The sequence below is a fragment of the Kiritimatiellia bacterium genome (assembly GCA_018001225.1).
GTDB lineage: Bacteria > Verrucomicrobiota > Kiritimatiellia > CAIQIC01 > JAGNIJ01 > JAGNIJ01.
Genome location: JAGNIJ010000029.1, coordinates 17,597 through 33,806 on the forward strand (window position 1 = coordinate 17,597; position 16,210 = coordinate 33,806).

Annotated in this window: 4 protein-coding genes; all 4 read left to right on the forward strand. The window is 68.9% G+C overall.

Going from position 1 to position 16,210, the window contains the following annotated elements; genetic code table 11:
- Positions 1-288 precede the first annotated feature (288 nt).
- The 4 genes from KA248_10565 to KA248_10580 all read left to right on the forward strand — a co-directional run bounded on the left by KA248_10565 (position 289) and on the right by KA248_10580 (position 15,706).
- Positions 289-2,571, forward strand: coding sequence for a tetratricopeptide repeat protein (locus KA248_10565; protein MBP7830348.1), 2,283 nt, complete (start codon positions 289-291; stop codon positions 2,569-2,571).
- Positions 2,561-5,107 carry a tetratricopeptide repeat protein gene (locus KA248_10570; GenBank protein MBP7830349.1) on the forward strand — a complete coding sequence of 849 codons (2,547 nt, stop codon included), beginning with the start codon at positions 2,561-2,563 and terminating at the stop codon, positions 5,105-5,107. The genes KA248_10565 and KA248_10570 overlap by 11 nt, the downstream gene beginning before the upstream one ends.
- Before the next feature lie 98 nt (positions 5,108-5,205).
- Positions 5,206-7,437: a tetratricopeptide repeat protein gene (locus KA248_10575; protein MBP7830350.1), complete on the forward strand. Its 2,232-nt coding sequence runs from the start codon at positions 5,206-5,208 to the stop codon at positions 7,435-7,437.
- Between the two features lie 325 nt (positions 7,438-7,762).
- Positions 7,763-15,706, forward strand: a complete 7,944-nt coding sequence (locus KA248_10580) for an autotransporter-associated beta strand repeat-containing protein (GenBank protein MBP7830351.1) — start codon at positions 7,763-7,765, stop codon at positions 15,704-15,706.
- Positions 15,707-16,210 lie beyond the last annotated feature (504 nt).

Below are 16,210 nucleotides of genomic sequence, written 5' to 3' on the forward strand. Positions count from 1 at the left end.
CCGAGCCCACGCGGCGCGCAATCGATTATGAACCGTTGTGATACCGCTTTCAGAATGAAACGGCACTGATCCACCCACCCCGGCCCGCAAGCGGGCCACCCCTCCCGGGAGGGGACAAGTCTTTGGTAATGAATGGGTTTCTCCCCTCCTTCGGAGGGGTCGGGGGTGGGTAGGAATCGTCTAAGAACAAACTCAAATTGGTATAGATCGGTCGTGCGGGTGGTCCCGAGGCCGCCGCCGGCGGGCTTTGAAGCAGGGCGCCGCTTTGGTATGCTCGCGGCGCGCACCATGAATCCGGACGCCACGCCCAGCGAAGAGTTGTTGCGCCGCCTGTGGATCACCGCCGGGCTCCTGGCGGCGGCCGTGATCCTGTCGTACGCGCCCGTGTTCCAGGCCGGGTTTATCTGGGACGATGGCGAGTTCATCACGGACAATCCGCACCTGCGCGACCTCGCCGGCCTGAAAACCATCTGGACGAGCCCGAAGGACAACCCGCACTACTTCCCGCTGCTCATGACCGTGTTCTGGCTGCTGTACCGCCTCTGGGGCGTCCAGCCGCTGGGCTATCACCTGGTCACGCTCGGTTTTCATGTCGCCAACACCCTGCTGGTCTGGCTCATCCTGCGCCGCCTGAAGGTGCGCGCCGCCGTGCCGGCGGCGCTGTTGTTCGGCCTCCACCCGCTCCACGTGCAGTCGGTGGCCTGGGCGACGGAACTGAAGAACACGCTGTCCGGCTTCTTCTACCTCGGCGCGATCTGGACGTGGTTGGGCGTTTCAGAGGCGAGGCTTCGGGGTTCAGGGTTCAGGTTTCAGGGTTGGGGCGGCGTCCTGTTGTGCCTGGTGCTGTTCGCCTGCGCGCTGTTGAGCAAGACGACGGTGGTGTCGCTGCCCCTGGCCATCCTGCTGATCGAGTTCTGGCGCCGGGGCCGCCTGCCCTGGCGCACGGTCGCGTTCGCGCTGGCGCTGACCGTCGTCGCGTTCCTGCCGGTCCTGGTGACGGTGAACCTGGAGCAGTCGCGGAACGTCGAGGGCTTGTCGGCGGTGTTCACCACGGGCGAGCGGTGGATCGTGGCGGGCCGGTCGTTCTGGTTCTACCTCGGCAAGCTGTTCTGGCCGGCCGACCTGATGATGGTGTATCCGACGTGGACGGTGGACCCGTCCCGCCCGGCGCAGTACCTGCCGCTCGCGGCCGCCGGGCTGCTCGGGATCGGGCTGTGGGCGGGCCGCCGCGCGTGGGGGCGCGCCCCCGCGCTGGGGCTCCTTTTCTTCGCGGCGGCCGTGCTGCCGATCCCTTTTCTGGACATCAACTTCGTGCTCCAGCACGCCTTCGTGGCGGACCATTTCGCGTACCTGCCGAGCCTGGGCGTGCTGCCCGTGGCCGCGGCGGCGCTGTTTCTTCTGCCCGCGCGCCTGCGCTCTCCGCGCCTGCGCGGGGCCCTCCTCGCGGCGCCCGTGCTCGCGCTGGGCCTGCTGACCTGGCGGCACGCCCGGACCTTCGAGAACCAGGGCGTCTTGTGGCGGCATGTCATCGAGCGGAATCCCGGCGCAGCCGTGGCGTACAGCAACCTGGGCCTCTACGTCGCGCAGCAGGGGGACCCGGTCGCCGCCATCGACCTTTATAGGAAAGCGCTGGAGCTTTATCCCGGCAGTTCGAAGACCTGGAACAACCTGGCCACCGAACTGCGCATCATCGGCAGGGAGGAGGAAGCCCTGGCCGCCCTGCAGAAGGCGGTCGAACTCAATCCTTCCTACTTCGAGGCGCTCAACAACCTGGCGGCGCTGTTGTCGCGGCGCGGACGGATGGACGAGGCCATCGCGCACCTGCGCCGGGCGATCGAGGTGAACCCGGATTACTTCGAGGGGCACAGCAACCTGGGCGCGCTCCTCGCCGGGGCCGGGCGGCACGAGGAAGGCATCGAGTTCATGCGCCGGGCCCTCGGGTGGCGGCCGGACGATGTCCAGTTGCTGAACAACCTCGCGCGCGCGATCGGCGAATCCGCCGAGTCGGCCCGGGCCGTCGAGCGGCTGCGCGCCCTGGCGGCGGACTACCCGGACCACGTTTCGATCCGGCTCCGGCTCGGCGAGGCGCTGTGGCAGGCCGGGGACCGCGAGGCGGCCGAGGCGGAATTCGCCGGGGTGCTGCGCCGGGCTCCGTCTTCCGCGGAAATCCTTTTTCAACTGGGCGTCATCCGCCAGCGCCTGGGCGACCTGGAGGCCGCGCTGGCCCTGTTCGAGCAGGCGGTGAAGGCGGAGCCCGCGAACGCGGCGCGGGCGAATCGCCTGGCCCGCCTGCGGGCCACGCACCCGGACGCGAAATACCGCGACGGGGCGCGCGCCGTGGAACTGGCGTCCCGCGCGAGCGAGGCGGCGGGCCATTCCGATCCCGAGTTGCTGGATACGCTGGCGGCGGCCTACGCGGAGACCGGCCAGTTCGACGAGGCGCAGCGCATGATCAGCCTGGCCCTGCGCTATACCCCGCCCGGCGCCGCGCGCGAAGCGCTTGAAGCGCGGCGGAATCTGTACGAACATCGGCAGCCGTACCGCGAAACGGAATCCGCGCATGCGCCCTGAACAGAAAGACCCGAGACCCCGCCGACGGTCCCGCTCCGGCCTCGCGCTCGCCGGCGTGCTGGTGCTGGCCCTCCTCGTGCGCGGCGCGTACCTGTTCACGGAGGCGGACAAGCCGGCGTTTACGCATCCCGAAGTGGACGCGGCCTATCACGACTACTGGGCCCGCGGCCTGGTCTCCGGGATCTGGACGCCGCCGCCCGGCCAGCCCGATCCGGAGATCGCCACGCGCGCCTACTTCCGTCCGCCCGGCTACCCCTTCTTCCTCGCGGCGGTCTACCGGGTGCTGGGGACGGATTACCTCGTCCCGCGCCTGGTGCAGGCGGCGCTGGGCGTGCTGAATGCCTGGCTGGCGTTTCTCCTCGCGCGCCGGTGGTTCGGCGCCCCGGCGGGCGTGCTGGCGGCGGCCTTCCTGGCGCTCCACGCGGGCCTGGTCTATTTCGAGGCGGAGTTGCTGGAGCCCGTGCTGCTGGTGACGTTGAGCCTGCTGACCGTCCTGGCGCTGGGCGCGGGGCTGGGCGGCCGCGCGCGGCTCCGCGCGCTGGCGGCCGGGCTGCTGCTCGGCCTCTACGCGCTCGTGCGGCCCAACGGACTGCTCTTCGCGCCGGCCGTGGTCGGCTGGCTGTTCTGGCTCGCGCGGCGCGCGAAAACGCCGCGGGCCTGGCGGGCGCCCGCGCTGGCCTTCGTGCTCGGGCTGGGTGCGGCGATCTTCCCGGCCGCCCTGCGCAACGTGGTGACGGCCGGCGACGCCGTGGCGATCTCGTCCAATGCGGGCATCAACCTGTACATCGGCAACCATCCCCAGGCGACGGGCGTGGTGACGTTCTATCTCCCCGGGTTGGGCGTGTTCGGCACGTCGTTCGATTACCCGGCCATCGCGCGCGCGGTCGAGGCCCGCGTCGGCCGGCCGCTGAAGGACTCCGGGGTGTCCCGCTATTTCACCCGCGAGGCGCTGAAGTTCATACGGCAGCAGCCGGGCGCGTTCCTGCGCCTGCTCGGCCGCAAGGCGCTGCTGTTCTGGGGACCCGTCGAGCTGGGTCACAACAAGGAGGATTACTACGAGCGGAAATTCTCGCCCGTGCTCCGCTGGCTGCCGAACTCGTTCCCGCTGCTGCTCGCGCTCGGCGGTGTCGGGCTGATCCTGTGGCGGCGCCGGGCGGCGCCGCCGGACACGTTCGCCGCGCTGGTGCTGATGCTCCTGTACGTGGGCGCAATTTTCTTCAGTCATCTTCCCTTCTTCGTGGCGGGGCGGTACCGGCTCCCGGTCGTGCCGTTCCTGCTCATCCTCGGCGCGGCGGGCGTCGCGCGGCTGGCGCAGCTCTGGCGCGAGGGCCGGCGCGGTCCCGCCGCGCGGGCGGCCGCGGCGGGGGCGGCGATTTACGTGCTGGCCGCGATCAACTATACCGGCTACCGGCCGAACCTGGCCAAATGGTACTACGAGCAGTTCATCGCCTCGAGCCGGGCCGGCCGTGCGGAGGAGGCGCAGGCCTGGTTCAAGAAGACCGCGGCCGAGGATCCCGGCTTCCTGCATGCGCTGTACCACAATCTCGGGATGGGCCTGGCGGACCAGCAGCAGTTCGAGGCGGCGCGCGGGATGCTGCAGGAGGCGCTCGTGTACAAGCCGGGCGCGCCGGACACCTTGAGCAGCCTGGGCGCGGTGTTGTTCAGCCTGGGCCGGACGGAAGAGGCGCTGTCGCACTTCGCCGAGGCCCTGCGCGTGAGCCCGGGGCACCGCGAGGCGCGGGTAAACCTGGCCTTCATCCAGGCGGAGCAGGGGCGGCTGGACGAGGCGATCGCGCAGTATCGCGATCTGTTGGCGGCCGGGCCGGACGATCCCCGGGTCCTGCGCCAATTCGCCGTCACGCTGGAAAAGGCCGGCCGGCGCGAGGAGGCCGCGGAACAACTGGTCCGGGCCGTCCGGCTCGATCCCGGGGACCCGCAGGCGCACAGCAGCCTGGGCGCGCTGCTGGCGGAATTGAACCGCCCTGCCGAGGCGCTCCGCGAGCTGGAGGAGGCCGCCCGCCTGGATCCGGAGCTCTGGGAGTCCTGGTTCGGGGCGGGCGTGATCCTGGCGCGGCAGGGCGTGTGGGCGGACAGCATCGAGATGATGAACAAGGCGGCGCGCTTGCGTCCCGACGACGCGCAGCCCCTGTTCTACATCGCCGGCGCGCTGGCCCGGCTGAACCGGCTGGATGAATCGCTGGCCCATTACCAGGAGTCCCTGCGCCTGTACTCGAACTACGTGCCCTGGCTGGCGGAGGCGGCCTGGACGCTGGCGACGCATCCCATGGCCCGGGCGCCGGCCGTGGACGAGGCGCTGCGCTTCGCCGAAGAGGCCGCGCGCCTGACCGGCTACCGCGATGCCCAGGTGCTCGACGCCCTGGCGGCGGCGCTGGCCCGGGGCGGCGACTACACGCAGGCCGCCGCCCGCGCGGAGGCCGCCGCGCTCCTGGCGGAGGAAGCAGGCCGAACCAACCTGGCCTCCGACTTGCGATCCCGGCTGGTCATCTACAAAGACGGTAAACCCTACATGGAGTAGAATTGCATATCCCCTTAAGGCCGCAGGGGTCTATGCAACTGGAATAGATATCCACCCTGAACCCTGAACCCTGAATCCTGAACCCCTCCTCCCAATCCATGAAAGTCTCTGTCCCTCAAAAACCCTGGCTCGCGGCGGCGGCGCTCGTGCTGCTGACGCTCGCGGTCTATGTCCCCGCCTTGCGCGGAGGCTTCGTGTGGGACGACGACAACCATGTGACGGAGAATCCGACGCTGACCTCGTGGCGCGGGCTGCGGGATATCTGGCTGGGTGTGAGGGAAAACGCGACCTGCCAGTACTACCCGCTGACCTTCACGGCGTTCTGGGTCCAGCACCGGTTCTGGGGCTTGAACCCGCTGCCGTACCATCTCGTCAACGTCGTGCTTCACGGGCTGAACGCCGTCCTGTTCTGGATTCTGCTCCGCCGCTGGCGCCTGCCCGGGGCGTGGGCGGCCGCGGCGATCTTCGCGGTGCACCCGATCCACGCGATGTCCGTGGCCTGGATCACGGAACTGAAGAACGTCCTCTCCGGTTTCTTCATGCTGCTGACGCTGTTGGCCTGGGACGACTGGGAGCGGCGGCGCGGGGCGGGCCCGTATGCCCTGGCCCTGCTGGCCTACGTGGCCGCGGTCTTGAGCAAGACGGCCGCGGCCGTGCTGCCCGTGCTCCTGCTGCTGATCGCGTGGTGGCGGAAGCCGCGCGTGGAGCGGCGCGACGCGCTCGCCGTGCTCCCGTTCTGTGCCGCGGGTTTGCTGATGGGCGCGGTGACGATCTGGGTGGAGCAGAAACTGGTCTGGGGCAAGGGGCCGGGCCTCGAGCTGGATTCCCTGCAACGGATCCTGCTGGCGGGCCGGTCGTTCTGGTTCTACGCGGCGAAGGTGCTCTGGCCGGCCGGCCTGAATTTCCTGTATCCGAAATGGAATCTCGACCCGGGCCGCGCGGGGTCGTGGCTCGCGGTGGTCGCGCTCGCCGCGCTGTTCGCCGGGCTCTGGCGGGCGCGGCGCCGGTGGGGGAAGGGGCCGCTGGTCGCCGCGCTCTATTTCTTCCTGGCCGCGCCGGCCCTGGTGCTGCTGCACGTGCTCTACATGATGCGCTACACGCTCGTGTCCGATCACTGGATCTACTTCGGTTCGCCGGCGCTGATCGCGCTGGCGGCCGCGGGCGCCGCATCGGTACTCAAGGACTGGAAGCAGGAGGCCGCCGGGCTGCTCGCGCTGGTTCTTGTGCTGCTGGGCGCGCTGACCTGGTTCCGCGGCTCGGCGTACCGGGATGAAGAGACCCTCTGGCGCGTGACGTGGGCCCGGAACCCGGGGGCCTGGCTGGCGGCCAACAACCTGGGGATTTTGCTGGCCGCGCGCGGCGAGCACGCCGAGGCGCGGCGCCTGTTCGAAGAGGCGCGGCGGCTGGAGCCGGGGTACGCCGAGACCCTGATCAACCTCGGCAACATCGAGGACGCGACCCGGGGGCCCGGGCCCGCCCTGGCCTTCTTCGAGCAGGCCCTGGCCGTGGACTCGAACAGCCCGGTGGCGCATTTCAACGCCGGGTTCGCGCTGGAGCGGTTGGGGCGGCGCGAGGAAGCCCTGGCCCATTACCGGCGCGTGCTGGAGGAGCGGCCGAACACCGGCATCGCGCACTACAACATGGCCAACACCCTGTCCCGGCTCGGCCGGCTGGAGGAGGCGGAGACGCACTACCGGGCGGCCGTCGACCTGGATCCGCAGGACGGCCTCGCGCTGGCCAACCTGGGCAGCGTGCTGACGCGGACCGGCCGTTTTCCCGAGGCCGTCGAGATCCTGCGCCGGGCCGCGGCCCTGCGGCCGGCCGACGGGCTCGTGATGTACAACCTCGGCCATGCGCTCCTGCGCACGCGGCGCACCGACGAGGCGGTGGCCGCGCTGCTGGCGGCCTCGCGAGCCCGGCCGGACCTGCCCGACGCGGCCCGCGACCTGGCCCTGGTCTGGCGCGAGCGGGGCGACCGGGCGAGGGCGGAGTCCGCGCTGCGCGAGGCGCTGCGCCGGAACCCGGACTATCGGCCGGCCCTGAACGACCTGGCCTGGCTGCTGGCCACCGGGCAGGGCGAAAGCGCCGCCCGCCGCCGGGAAGCCCTGGAACTGGCGGAGCGCGCCTGCACGCCGGCCGCCGAGGCTTCACCCGACATGCTCGATACCCTGGCCGCCGCCTACGCCGCGGCCGGCCGTTTCGCCGAGGCCGCGGATACGGCCCGGCGAGCCCTGGAAGGCGCGGGAAAAGCCGGCGATTCTCCGCTGGCCGAGGCCCTTCGCGCCCGGTTGGCCCTGTATGAGCAGGGCCGGGCCTTCGAGGAACCCTGACCCGCCTCGCGCGGCTTGTAACGCCTTGATTTTAAAGGTTCGAACGCGCCTCGGGCCCGGGGCCCGCCCGTTTGACAATACCCGCGAAAAACCTTATTCTATTTTAAGGGAAGCGTATTATAGAGCACAGGGGGCACAACATGCGGGATAGATCATCGCGTTCTGCCGACAGAACGGATGAAGCGGTGTGGTCCCCAGAAAAATAACGAAAAGTCGGCGATCCGGAAAGCCGGGATGAGGCAGGTACACGATGAAACCTGACACTTCCGCGCAAGAAGTGGTGTCGTTGCGTTGGGCACGCCTACGCGGGCCGTGGGGGCCGGCCGTGGCGCTCGTCGCGGCAGCGTGCTGGCTGGCGGCCGGACCGGTTCCCGCCGCCACCGTGACGTACACCCAGCAGCAAAACCAGTACGACACCCGCTGGGACAGCAACGGCGGCACGTATGACACCGGATCGAGCACCGAACTGGGCATGTGGGCCGACGGCGACCAGGGCTATACGGTCGCCTGGAAAACCTTCCGCACCGGCAGCGCGACCTCCTCCTCCGCGCGCAACCTCCAGGTCGGCGACGAGTTCACGATCCGCGTCTACACGTACGGCGTCTACTACGGGGAACTCGGGCTTTCGCTGAACCGGGGCGGGTCCACCGGCAACTGGGCGAACCGGATCAGCGGCTCGCAGCTTTCCGTGCGGCAGGACGGCGGCAACTACGGATCGGGCGGGGGCATCGGGTCGTGGTACGTCATCGACAGCGCCGCCGGCGAGTCCTTCACCAACACCCCGGCGGGCTCGTCGGGCGCGGATTACACGGTCAAGGTCAAGGTCACATCGAGTTCGACCTACAACGTGGACCTCAACGGCAAGACCAAGTACGACCGGACGATGGCCGGTTCTCCGGCCACGTCGCAGCGGGTGGACGCCTACTCGATTTTCCTGAATGACGACCGGCGCTACATCTGGAGCGCGGGCGACAACCGCAAGGATTCCTTCTGGAAGCAGACGACGCAGGTGGAGGACACGGGCCTGGTGCAGTTCGGCGGAGACGGCGCGAGCCGGAGCATCGACGGCCTGATCGCGGACGGCCTGGCGGCGGACAGCACCTCCACGGTGCGTACGAACCGCCTGATCAAGCTGGGCGGCGGGACGATGACCCTCGGCGTGTCCACAAACACCTACACCGGCGGCTCGCAGATCGAGAACGGGGTTCTCCAGGGGGCGGGGGACCGGTACTTCGGCATCGCGCCGGGCGCGCCTTCCACGAACCATTTCGACATCTGGTCCAGCGGTACGTTGCAGTTCACGGCCTCGTTTGCCCTGGACGCCAACCGCGGCATCGCCCTCGGCACGGTGGCGACGCCGAAGATCGGCGTGACGGCCGGCAACGCGGTGAGCTACAACGGCAGCCTGGTGGGTTCGGCGGCCTGGCAGAAGGTCGGCGACGGCACGCTGACGCTGACGGGCATCAGCTCGAATACGGGCATCGCCCACATCCCGGCGGGCCTGCTGGTCCTCGGGCGGGACCAGGCCGCGGGCGCGGTGCCGGGCGGCGCGGCGGAGAACATCAACGTCTGGAGCACGGGCACGCTGGGCTTCACGAACGTCTTCACGCTGGCGGCGACCCGCTCGGTCGAGCTGGGCGCGGTGCACGGGCCGCGGATCTGGGTCGCGCCGGGCAGCACGGCGACGGTCAGCGGCGCGATCCAGGGCTCGGCCAACTGGACCAACGTCGGGCCGGGCACGCTGGCGCTGTCCAACAACACCTTCAGCGGCGTGATGACGATCACCCAGGGCGTGGTCTGCCTGGTGCATTCGAACGGCTTCGGCACGGTCGCGGGCGGGACGGTGGTGGCCAGTGGCGGCGAACTCCAGTTGAAGTTCCCGGGCAACTCCACCAACGAGGCGTTGACGATCACCGGGACGGGCGTCGCCGGCGGCGGCGCGCTGCGCAAGGTGGATTCCACGGGCCGCGCGTACGCGGGGGCCATCACGCTCGGCGGCGACGCGAAGATCGCCGTGGACGCCGGCGGCCTGTACCCGTCGGCGCAGATCGACCTGGCCGGGAATACGCTGACCCTGGACACGACGGCCAGCTTCCAGATGCTTTCCGGCAGCTCGCTCGCCAACGCCACGAAGACCGCCGGCAGCGGGGCCATCGAGAAGACCGGATCGAGCTTCCTCATCCTGCGCCCGCCCTCGGACCTGACCGGCAGCATCACCCTTAGCGGGGGCGAACTCCGAATCGGCCCGAACACGTCGGGCTCCGGCCTGGTCGCCGGCGGGACGCTGACGATGGCCGAGGGGACGACGTTGCGCAGCGACGGCACGACGGCTCGGACGGTCGCGAAGGCCCTCCTCCTCAACGGGGGCGTGACCAACGGCCATACCGGCGGGGGGAACCTGACCTTGTCCGGCGCGGTGGACCTGAACGCCGGCCCTCGCGCCGTTTCGGTGTTGAGCACCAGCACCTACACGGGCGTTATTTCAAACGGCGCGCTGACCAAGAACAGCACCGGTCTCATGGTCCTGCTGGGCACGAACACCTATTCCGGCGGGACGACCGTCAGCGCGGGCACGCTACAGGGCCACGCGGCCGGCCTGCAGGGGGCGATCACGAACAACTCGGCGGTCGTGTTCGACCAGGTCACGACCGGCACGTACGCGGGCGTGATGAGCGGCACGGGCACGCTGACCAAGCAGGCCGACGGCGCGGTGATCCTGACCGCGGCCAGCACGCACAGCGGCGCGACGGCGGTCAACGCGGGCATCCTCGCGCAGAACGGCACGAACACCGCCTCGGCGGTGACCGTCGCCGCGGGCGCGACGCTGATGGGCGGCGGCCGGGTCGGGGACCTGACGGTCAACGGCACCGCGCGCCCGAATCCCTTCTCCGCCTCCCGGGCCCGGCTGCGCGCGGCGTCGCTGACGATGAACAACGGCTCCGCGGGCCGGTTCCGGCTCGGCGACGCGTCGGACACGTCCGACCGCGACTTCATCGAGAACGACGGCGCGGCGACGATCAACGCCACGACCACGATCTACGTCGAGGACAGCCAGCTCTCGAACTTCAACAACGCCTCCAGCTACAGCTGGAATCTCATTGTCGGCGGCATCGCGGACGCCGCCAACTTCCTGCTCAACACGAACACCTATTGGAGCACGGACGTCGCCGGCGGCGAGTTCGCCTTGAGCGCCAGCGGCGGCAACCTGGTCCTGGATTTCACCCCGAACACCTCCGAGCCCACGGTACAGGCCACCACGATTGTCTTCAGCTCGTTCGGGACCGCGGGCATGACCGTCGGCTGGACCCCGGGCGACGGGGCCAACCGGGTGGTCGTGGCCCACGCCGGCGCCGCGGTGGACGACGATCCCGACGACGCCGCCACGTACGCGGCGGACGCGAACTTCGGCGACGGGGCCGAGATCGGCACCGGCAATTACGTGGTCTACAACGGCAGCGGCAACTCGGTGCCCGTGACCGGCTTAAGCCCGGACACCGTCTATCACTTCCGCGTCTACGAGTACAACGGCTCGGGCGGGTCGGAGAACTACCTGACCAATTCGGCCTCGGGCAATCCCGCGAGCCGGACGACGCTGGACGACCCGCCGACGGCCGCGGCGACCGCGCTGGCGATCACCGCCGTGGACGAAACGACGATGAGCCTGGGCTGGACGCGCGGAGACGGGGCCCAGGTCCTGCTCGTCGGGCGCTCCGGCGCGGCGGCGGAGTCGCCGACGAACGGCACGGGCTACGCGGCCGATCCGGCCTGGGGCTCGGCCGGCGGCGTGGGCGCCGCCTCCAAGGCCCTTTACCTCGACACCGGCACGAGCGAGAACCTGACGGGGTTGTCGGCCGAGACGCTCTACCACTTCGCCGCGTTCGAGCTCAACGGGTCGGGCGGGGCGGAGAATTACCTGACGGCCGGCGCGCCGGTGACGAACCTGTACACGCTGTCCACGGAGCCTTCCGCGCACGCGGGCAGCTTCACCGCGACGGCGGTGTCGAAGACGCAGATCGACCTGTCGTGGAGCGCGGCCGCGGGCGCGGACGGGTACATGATCCTGATCCGCCAGGGCGTGGACCCCGCGGGCACGCCGACGGACGGGCGCGCCTACTCGGTGGGCGACACCTTCGGCGCGGACACGATCACGGGGCTGGTCGTCGGGACGTCGTTCTCGGCGGTGGGGCTGGCCGAGAACACGCAGTACAACTTCTCAATCATGCCCTACAACTGGGACGGCGCGAACGCGCAGACATACAACTACCGGACGGCGGCGACGATCCCGACGGCGAACGACACCACCTGGGCGCGGGCGGGCAAGGTGATCAAGGAGCCGTTCAACAGCTACGCGGACTTCAACAACCTGGCCGGCGCCAACGGCGGCACGGGCTGGGAGGGCGCGTGGTCCGGGGCGTGGGACGAGGGCGACATCTGGATCGATGACGTTAATTTCAGCGTGTCGCTGCAACTGTTGCCGGCGCAGGGCGGCGACTACGCGCGCAAGGCGAAGTTCGACGTGGACTCCAACGGCAAGCGCTCCGCGATCAAGCGCCAGTTCGAGCCCATCACCAGCGGCCAGTTGTACGCCACGTGGATCATGCAGGGCGGGGAGAACAACGCGTCCCGGTTCTGGGGCGTCAGCTTCGGCACGAACGCCAGTTACGGGTTCCAGTACTTCGGCGTCGGCAAGACCCGCAACGACGGCTCCGACCTTGGGATATCCATTCCGAATATGTACAGCAACCAGACCGTGCAGACGACGGACTGGGATCTGACCGCGGGCAACCCCTACGTCATCGCCATCAAGTACGACTTCGACACGGACCTGCTGCAGGTCATGGCGTGGGCGAACAACAACGACGACATTCTCTCCATGCAGGAGCCCGTGCCCTGGATCATGGAAAGGACCATCACCGGCATCGACAAGCTGGACTACCTCTTCCTTGAGGCCGGCTCGGCCGACGCGGGAGGGAACGCCGGCGAGTGCTTCTTCGACCACATCCGCGTGGGAACGAATTGGTACGAGGTCATGGTCTACGGCGGGGAGGACGATCCCTCGCCGCCGGTGCCGCCCACGGTCGAACTGGCGTTCATCGGCACGAACTACGCCGGCTGGAACAAGAGCATCACCAAGACCAACGTGTACGACGCCGAGCTGGCGGACATCAGCAACCCGATCGATTTCGCCATCCGCTGGACGGACTCGACCGGGATGTTCGTCACCAACGACCCGGCCTCGGTGACCAACATCTCGGCCAACAAGGGCCGCGTGTGGCCCAACTGGGACCCGTTGAGCATCGGCGCCGTCACCAGCGCGTTCGGCTACGACAGGATCTTCACCAACGCCTACGGGGTCAATGTTGACACGAGCGTAACCACTTACCAATTCGCGGCTTTCAGCATCACGAACATCGATTTTGACAACACGTACTACATCACCGTCAGCGGCGAGAACGAGGACCGGAGCAGCGGGGAATACACGGCCGACCCGCCCGCCGGCGGCCAGGACGTGTACGGCAGCCGCGGCATCCTGGTCAACGAGCCGATCCGGTTCTACATCCTCGACGACGACACCAACGCGCCGGCTCCGGCGGACGTGTACTCGGTGTCCAACATCGTCGAGACCCTCCGCGTGCTGCACGTCACCGCGGGGACCAGCAACGCGTACCTTTCCGGCGACACGACCAGCCGCCTGTTCCGGGTGACCGACAACGACCTGGCCACGGCGTCCGCCTCCTTCCCCCTCCGCCTGACCCTCGGCGTCAGCGACGCCGCCGGCGTCGCGCGCGGGGCGGGCGACTCGGCGACGAATATGTCGGTGACGATCGGGTCGGTGATCATCTCGAACACGGCCGGGTTCAGCGCGGACGAGAGCACGCCGGCGCCGGCGGCCGGCATCTCGACCAACGTCTGGCGGTTCGAGAGCTTCACCTACGGGCAGGTCGGCGACCTGTGGACCGGCGGCACCAACATCGTCAAGGCCACCGTGCCCGACGCGGACGGGGACCGGATCGAAGACCAGGCCATCCTGACCAACCAGCAGTACGGCCTGCTCACGCTGCGCGACGACGACGTGCTGGGCCCAGCGCTCGGCGGCATCACGCTCGTGGGCGCCTCGGGCTCGGGCACGGAGATCCTCGGCACGAGTTTCGAGACCACGGAGGGGTGGCCCTCCTTCCAGGCCAGCGGCACCCTGTGGTCCAACTGGATCACCAGCGGCACGGGGACGGGAAGCTGGTTCGGGACCGGCTACGTCAACATCGGCGACCCGAACTCGGGCACGCGCAAGGGCGGCATGACCACCGCCGGGCTGGGCCAGTACTTCGAGCTGCCGCCGCGGGAGAATCCGGGCATCCTGAAGCTCTATGCGCGCTTGAGCAGCGCCGGCGCGAACCGCCACCTCGCCGTCGAGCGGTGGGACGGCGATGAGTGGCTGGGCTGCGGGACCAACACGATCACGAGCGACAGCTACGCGGAGTACTCCTGGGAGATCAACTGGATCGACAGCGCGGTCACCGTGCGCGTCATTCGCGTCGGAACAGACGGTTCTCCAGGTATTTACATCGACGACCTGCAACTGCTCTCCGCCGAGCCGCTCTGGTTGAGCACGACCGCGGTCACGACGCACTGGGAGGAGGCGGTGGACGTCTCGGGCGTGTACGAGTACCGCGCCGTGGCCCCGTCCTACACCTCGTCCGAGCCGTCGCAGATGGGCGACGGGAGTTCCATCGGCGCGGGCACCAGCCATGTCTTCGACGTGACCGGGTACCAGGGCGTGCTGACCGGCTATGTCTTCGCCGTGGACAACGACAACGACCGCGCGAACGACCGGACCAACGGCAACGTGTCGGCCTTCCTCGCGCGGATCGACACGAACCCGCCGCCGGTGGTGGTCGGCGTGACGGCCATCGAGGGCGAGGACCCGACCTCCGAGGCCATCGTGCAGTGGACTGCGGCCACGAACGCGGGCGAGCGGGCCGAGCCGACCTACGCCGTGCTCTCGCCGTGGGACACGTACCGCGTCTACTACACGGACGACGAGACCGAGCCGACCACGGGCAGCCTGTACGTGGACAAGGTCGTCGACCCGTCGCTGACCAACATGTCGGTGACCAACGTGACGATCACGAACCTGATCTTCGACACGACCTACAAGTTCAAGGTCGCGGGCCGGGACCAGGCCGGCAACCAGGGGCCGCTGTCCGACACGGCGACCCTCGTGCTGCCGGGCTTCAACGTCACGCAGGGCATGGTCAGGGTCACCGACGGGGGCATCCTCTATTCCGAGATCTACTGGAAAGCCGCCACCAACGTGAGCGGCGGCGTCAGCCGGGAATACGACCTTCTCTACGTGGACGCGACGAGCTTCAGCGACGGCCTCTCCAACCAGTGGGCGCTCCTGGAGAGCGGTTGGACGAACTCGCTGGTGGACACCGGCACCCCGGCCCGCATCGCGCCGAGCCTGATGGTGAACACCCTGCGGTTCTACCGGGCCGCCTCGGCCGACCGCTGGGAGACCAACCGGACGCCCCGCGTGGCCAGCGAAGAGGTGTACGGGATGAAGACCGTCCGGCTGTTCCCCGGCCAGAACTGGATCGCGCTCTCCGTGATCCCGGACAGCAACAACCTCCAGAATGTTCTCGGCCACGAACTGCCGGCGGGGTCCACGTACACCGACCCGGACAGCACCATCGTGGGCTGGTACAACCGCGTCAGCAACGAGGTGGTCAAGAAGGACGTGTGGCTGCTGGACTGGGGCACCTCGAACCAGTGGCGGACGGGCAACGGGTGGGGCGGCATCAACCAGCCCGCCGACCACCGGCCGGTGCCGTATGACGAGGGCCTCGTGGTCAACATCCCCACCAACCAGAGCGAGACGTTTGTCATGATGCACCTGGGCCGCGTGCCGACGAACGTCCAGACCCAGGTCATCGAGCCGAACTACGCCTACAACCTCGTCGGCGCGCGCGTGCCGTGCCGGCTGCACCCGAGCGAAATGAAGCTGGTCGAGGCCGGGTTCCACGGGTCCACCCTGTCCCTGCATTCCGACCGGCTGCGCAAGCTGGACCGCGAGCTCAAGTCCACGGGCCAGGACGTGTGGTACCGGACCACCGACCAGACCTGGCGGTATAGCAGCGGGGCCTTGGCCTCCGATTTCTACATCACGCCGGACGACGGGTTCCTGATCTGGACCCGCGGCTCGACCGAGGCCTGGACGTGGACCAACCCGCTGCCCTACACCGCGCCGACGCGGCTGATGAACCCGTAACGGCGGGGTGGGCGGAAGAGGGCGCTGCGTCGTGGGCGACGCCGCGCTACGTGGACAGGGGGGGCATGGCTGTTGGACTTTGGTCCAATGCGTGGGGAGTGTAATTTTGGCAAGAAGGGCTTCGGCGGACCGGGCTTCGGACGGGAGGACAGTCGCAACATGTTTTTTATCAATGTGTTGCGTGGCCATCATTACCTCCGGCGTCGCGGGCGTCTGGACGCCAGGAAAAGCGCGGTGATGGACCAAGTAACATCCGGCCCCGTCAGCCTTTAATCCATTGACGCCCGATTGGACGCCGGGGTATTAGTAGTAGTACGGAAAGAAGGATTTCCCGCCGCTTGCATGGGGAATCCCGGAGTGCGTGAGCTGTCTCTTTTTTAGGGACGGTGAAGTGTCTATTTGTAGCAAAAATTCGGTCCGGAGAGCCGGTTGAACGCGGGCGGAAAAACGGCATTCGGGTCAAGGGCGGCGAATCGGTCGCCGGTGGCCCGGTGGAGTAACAGC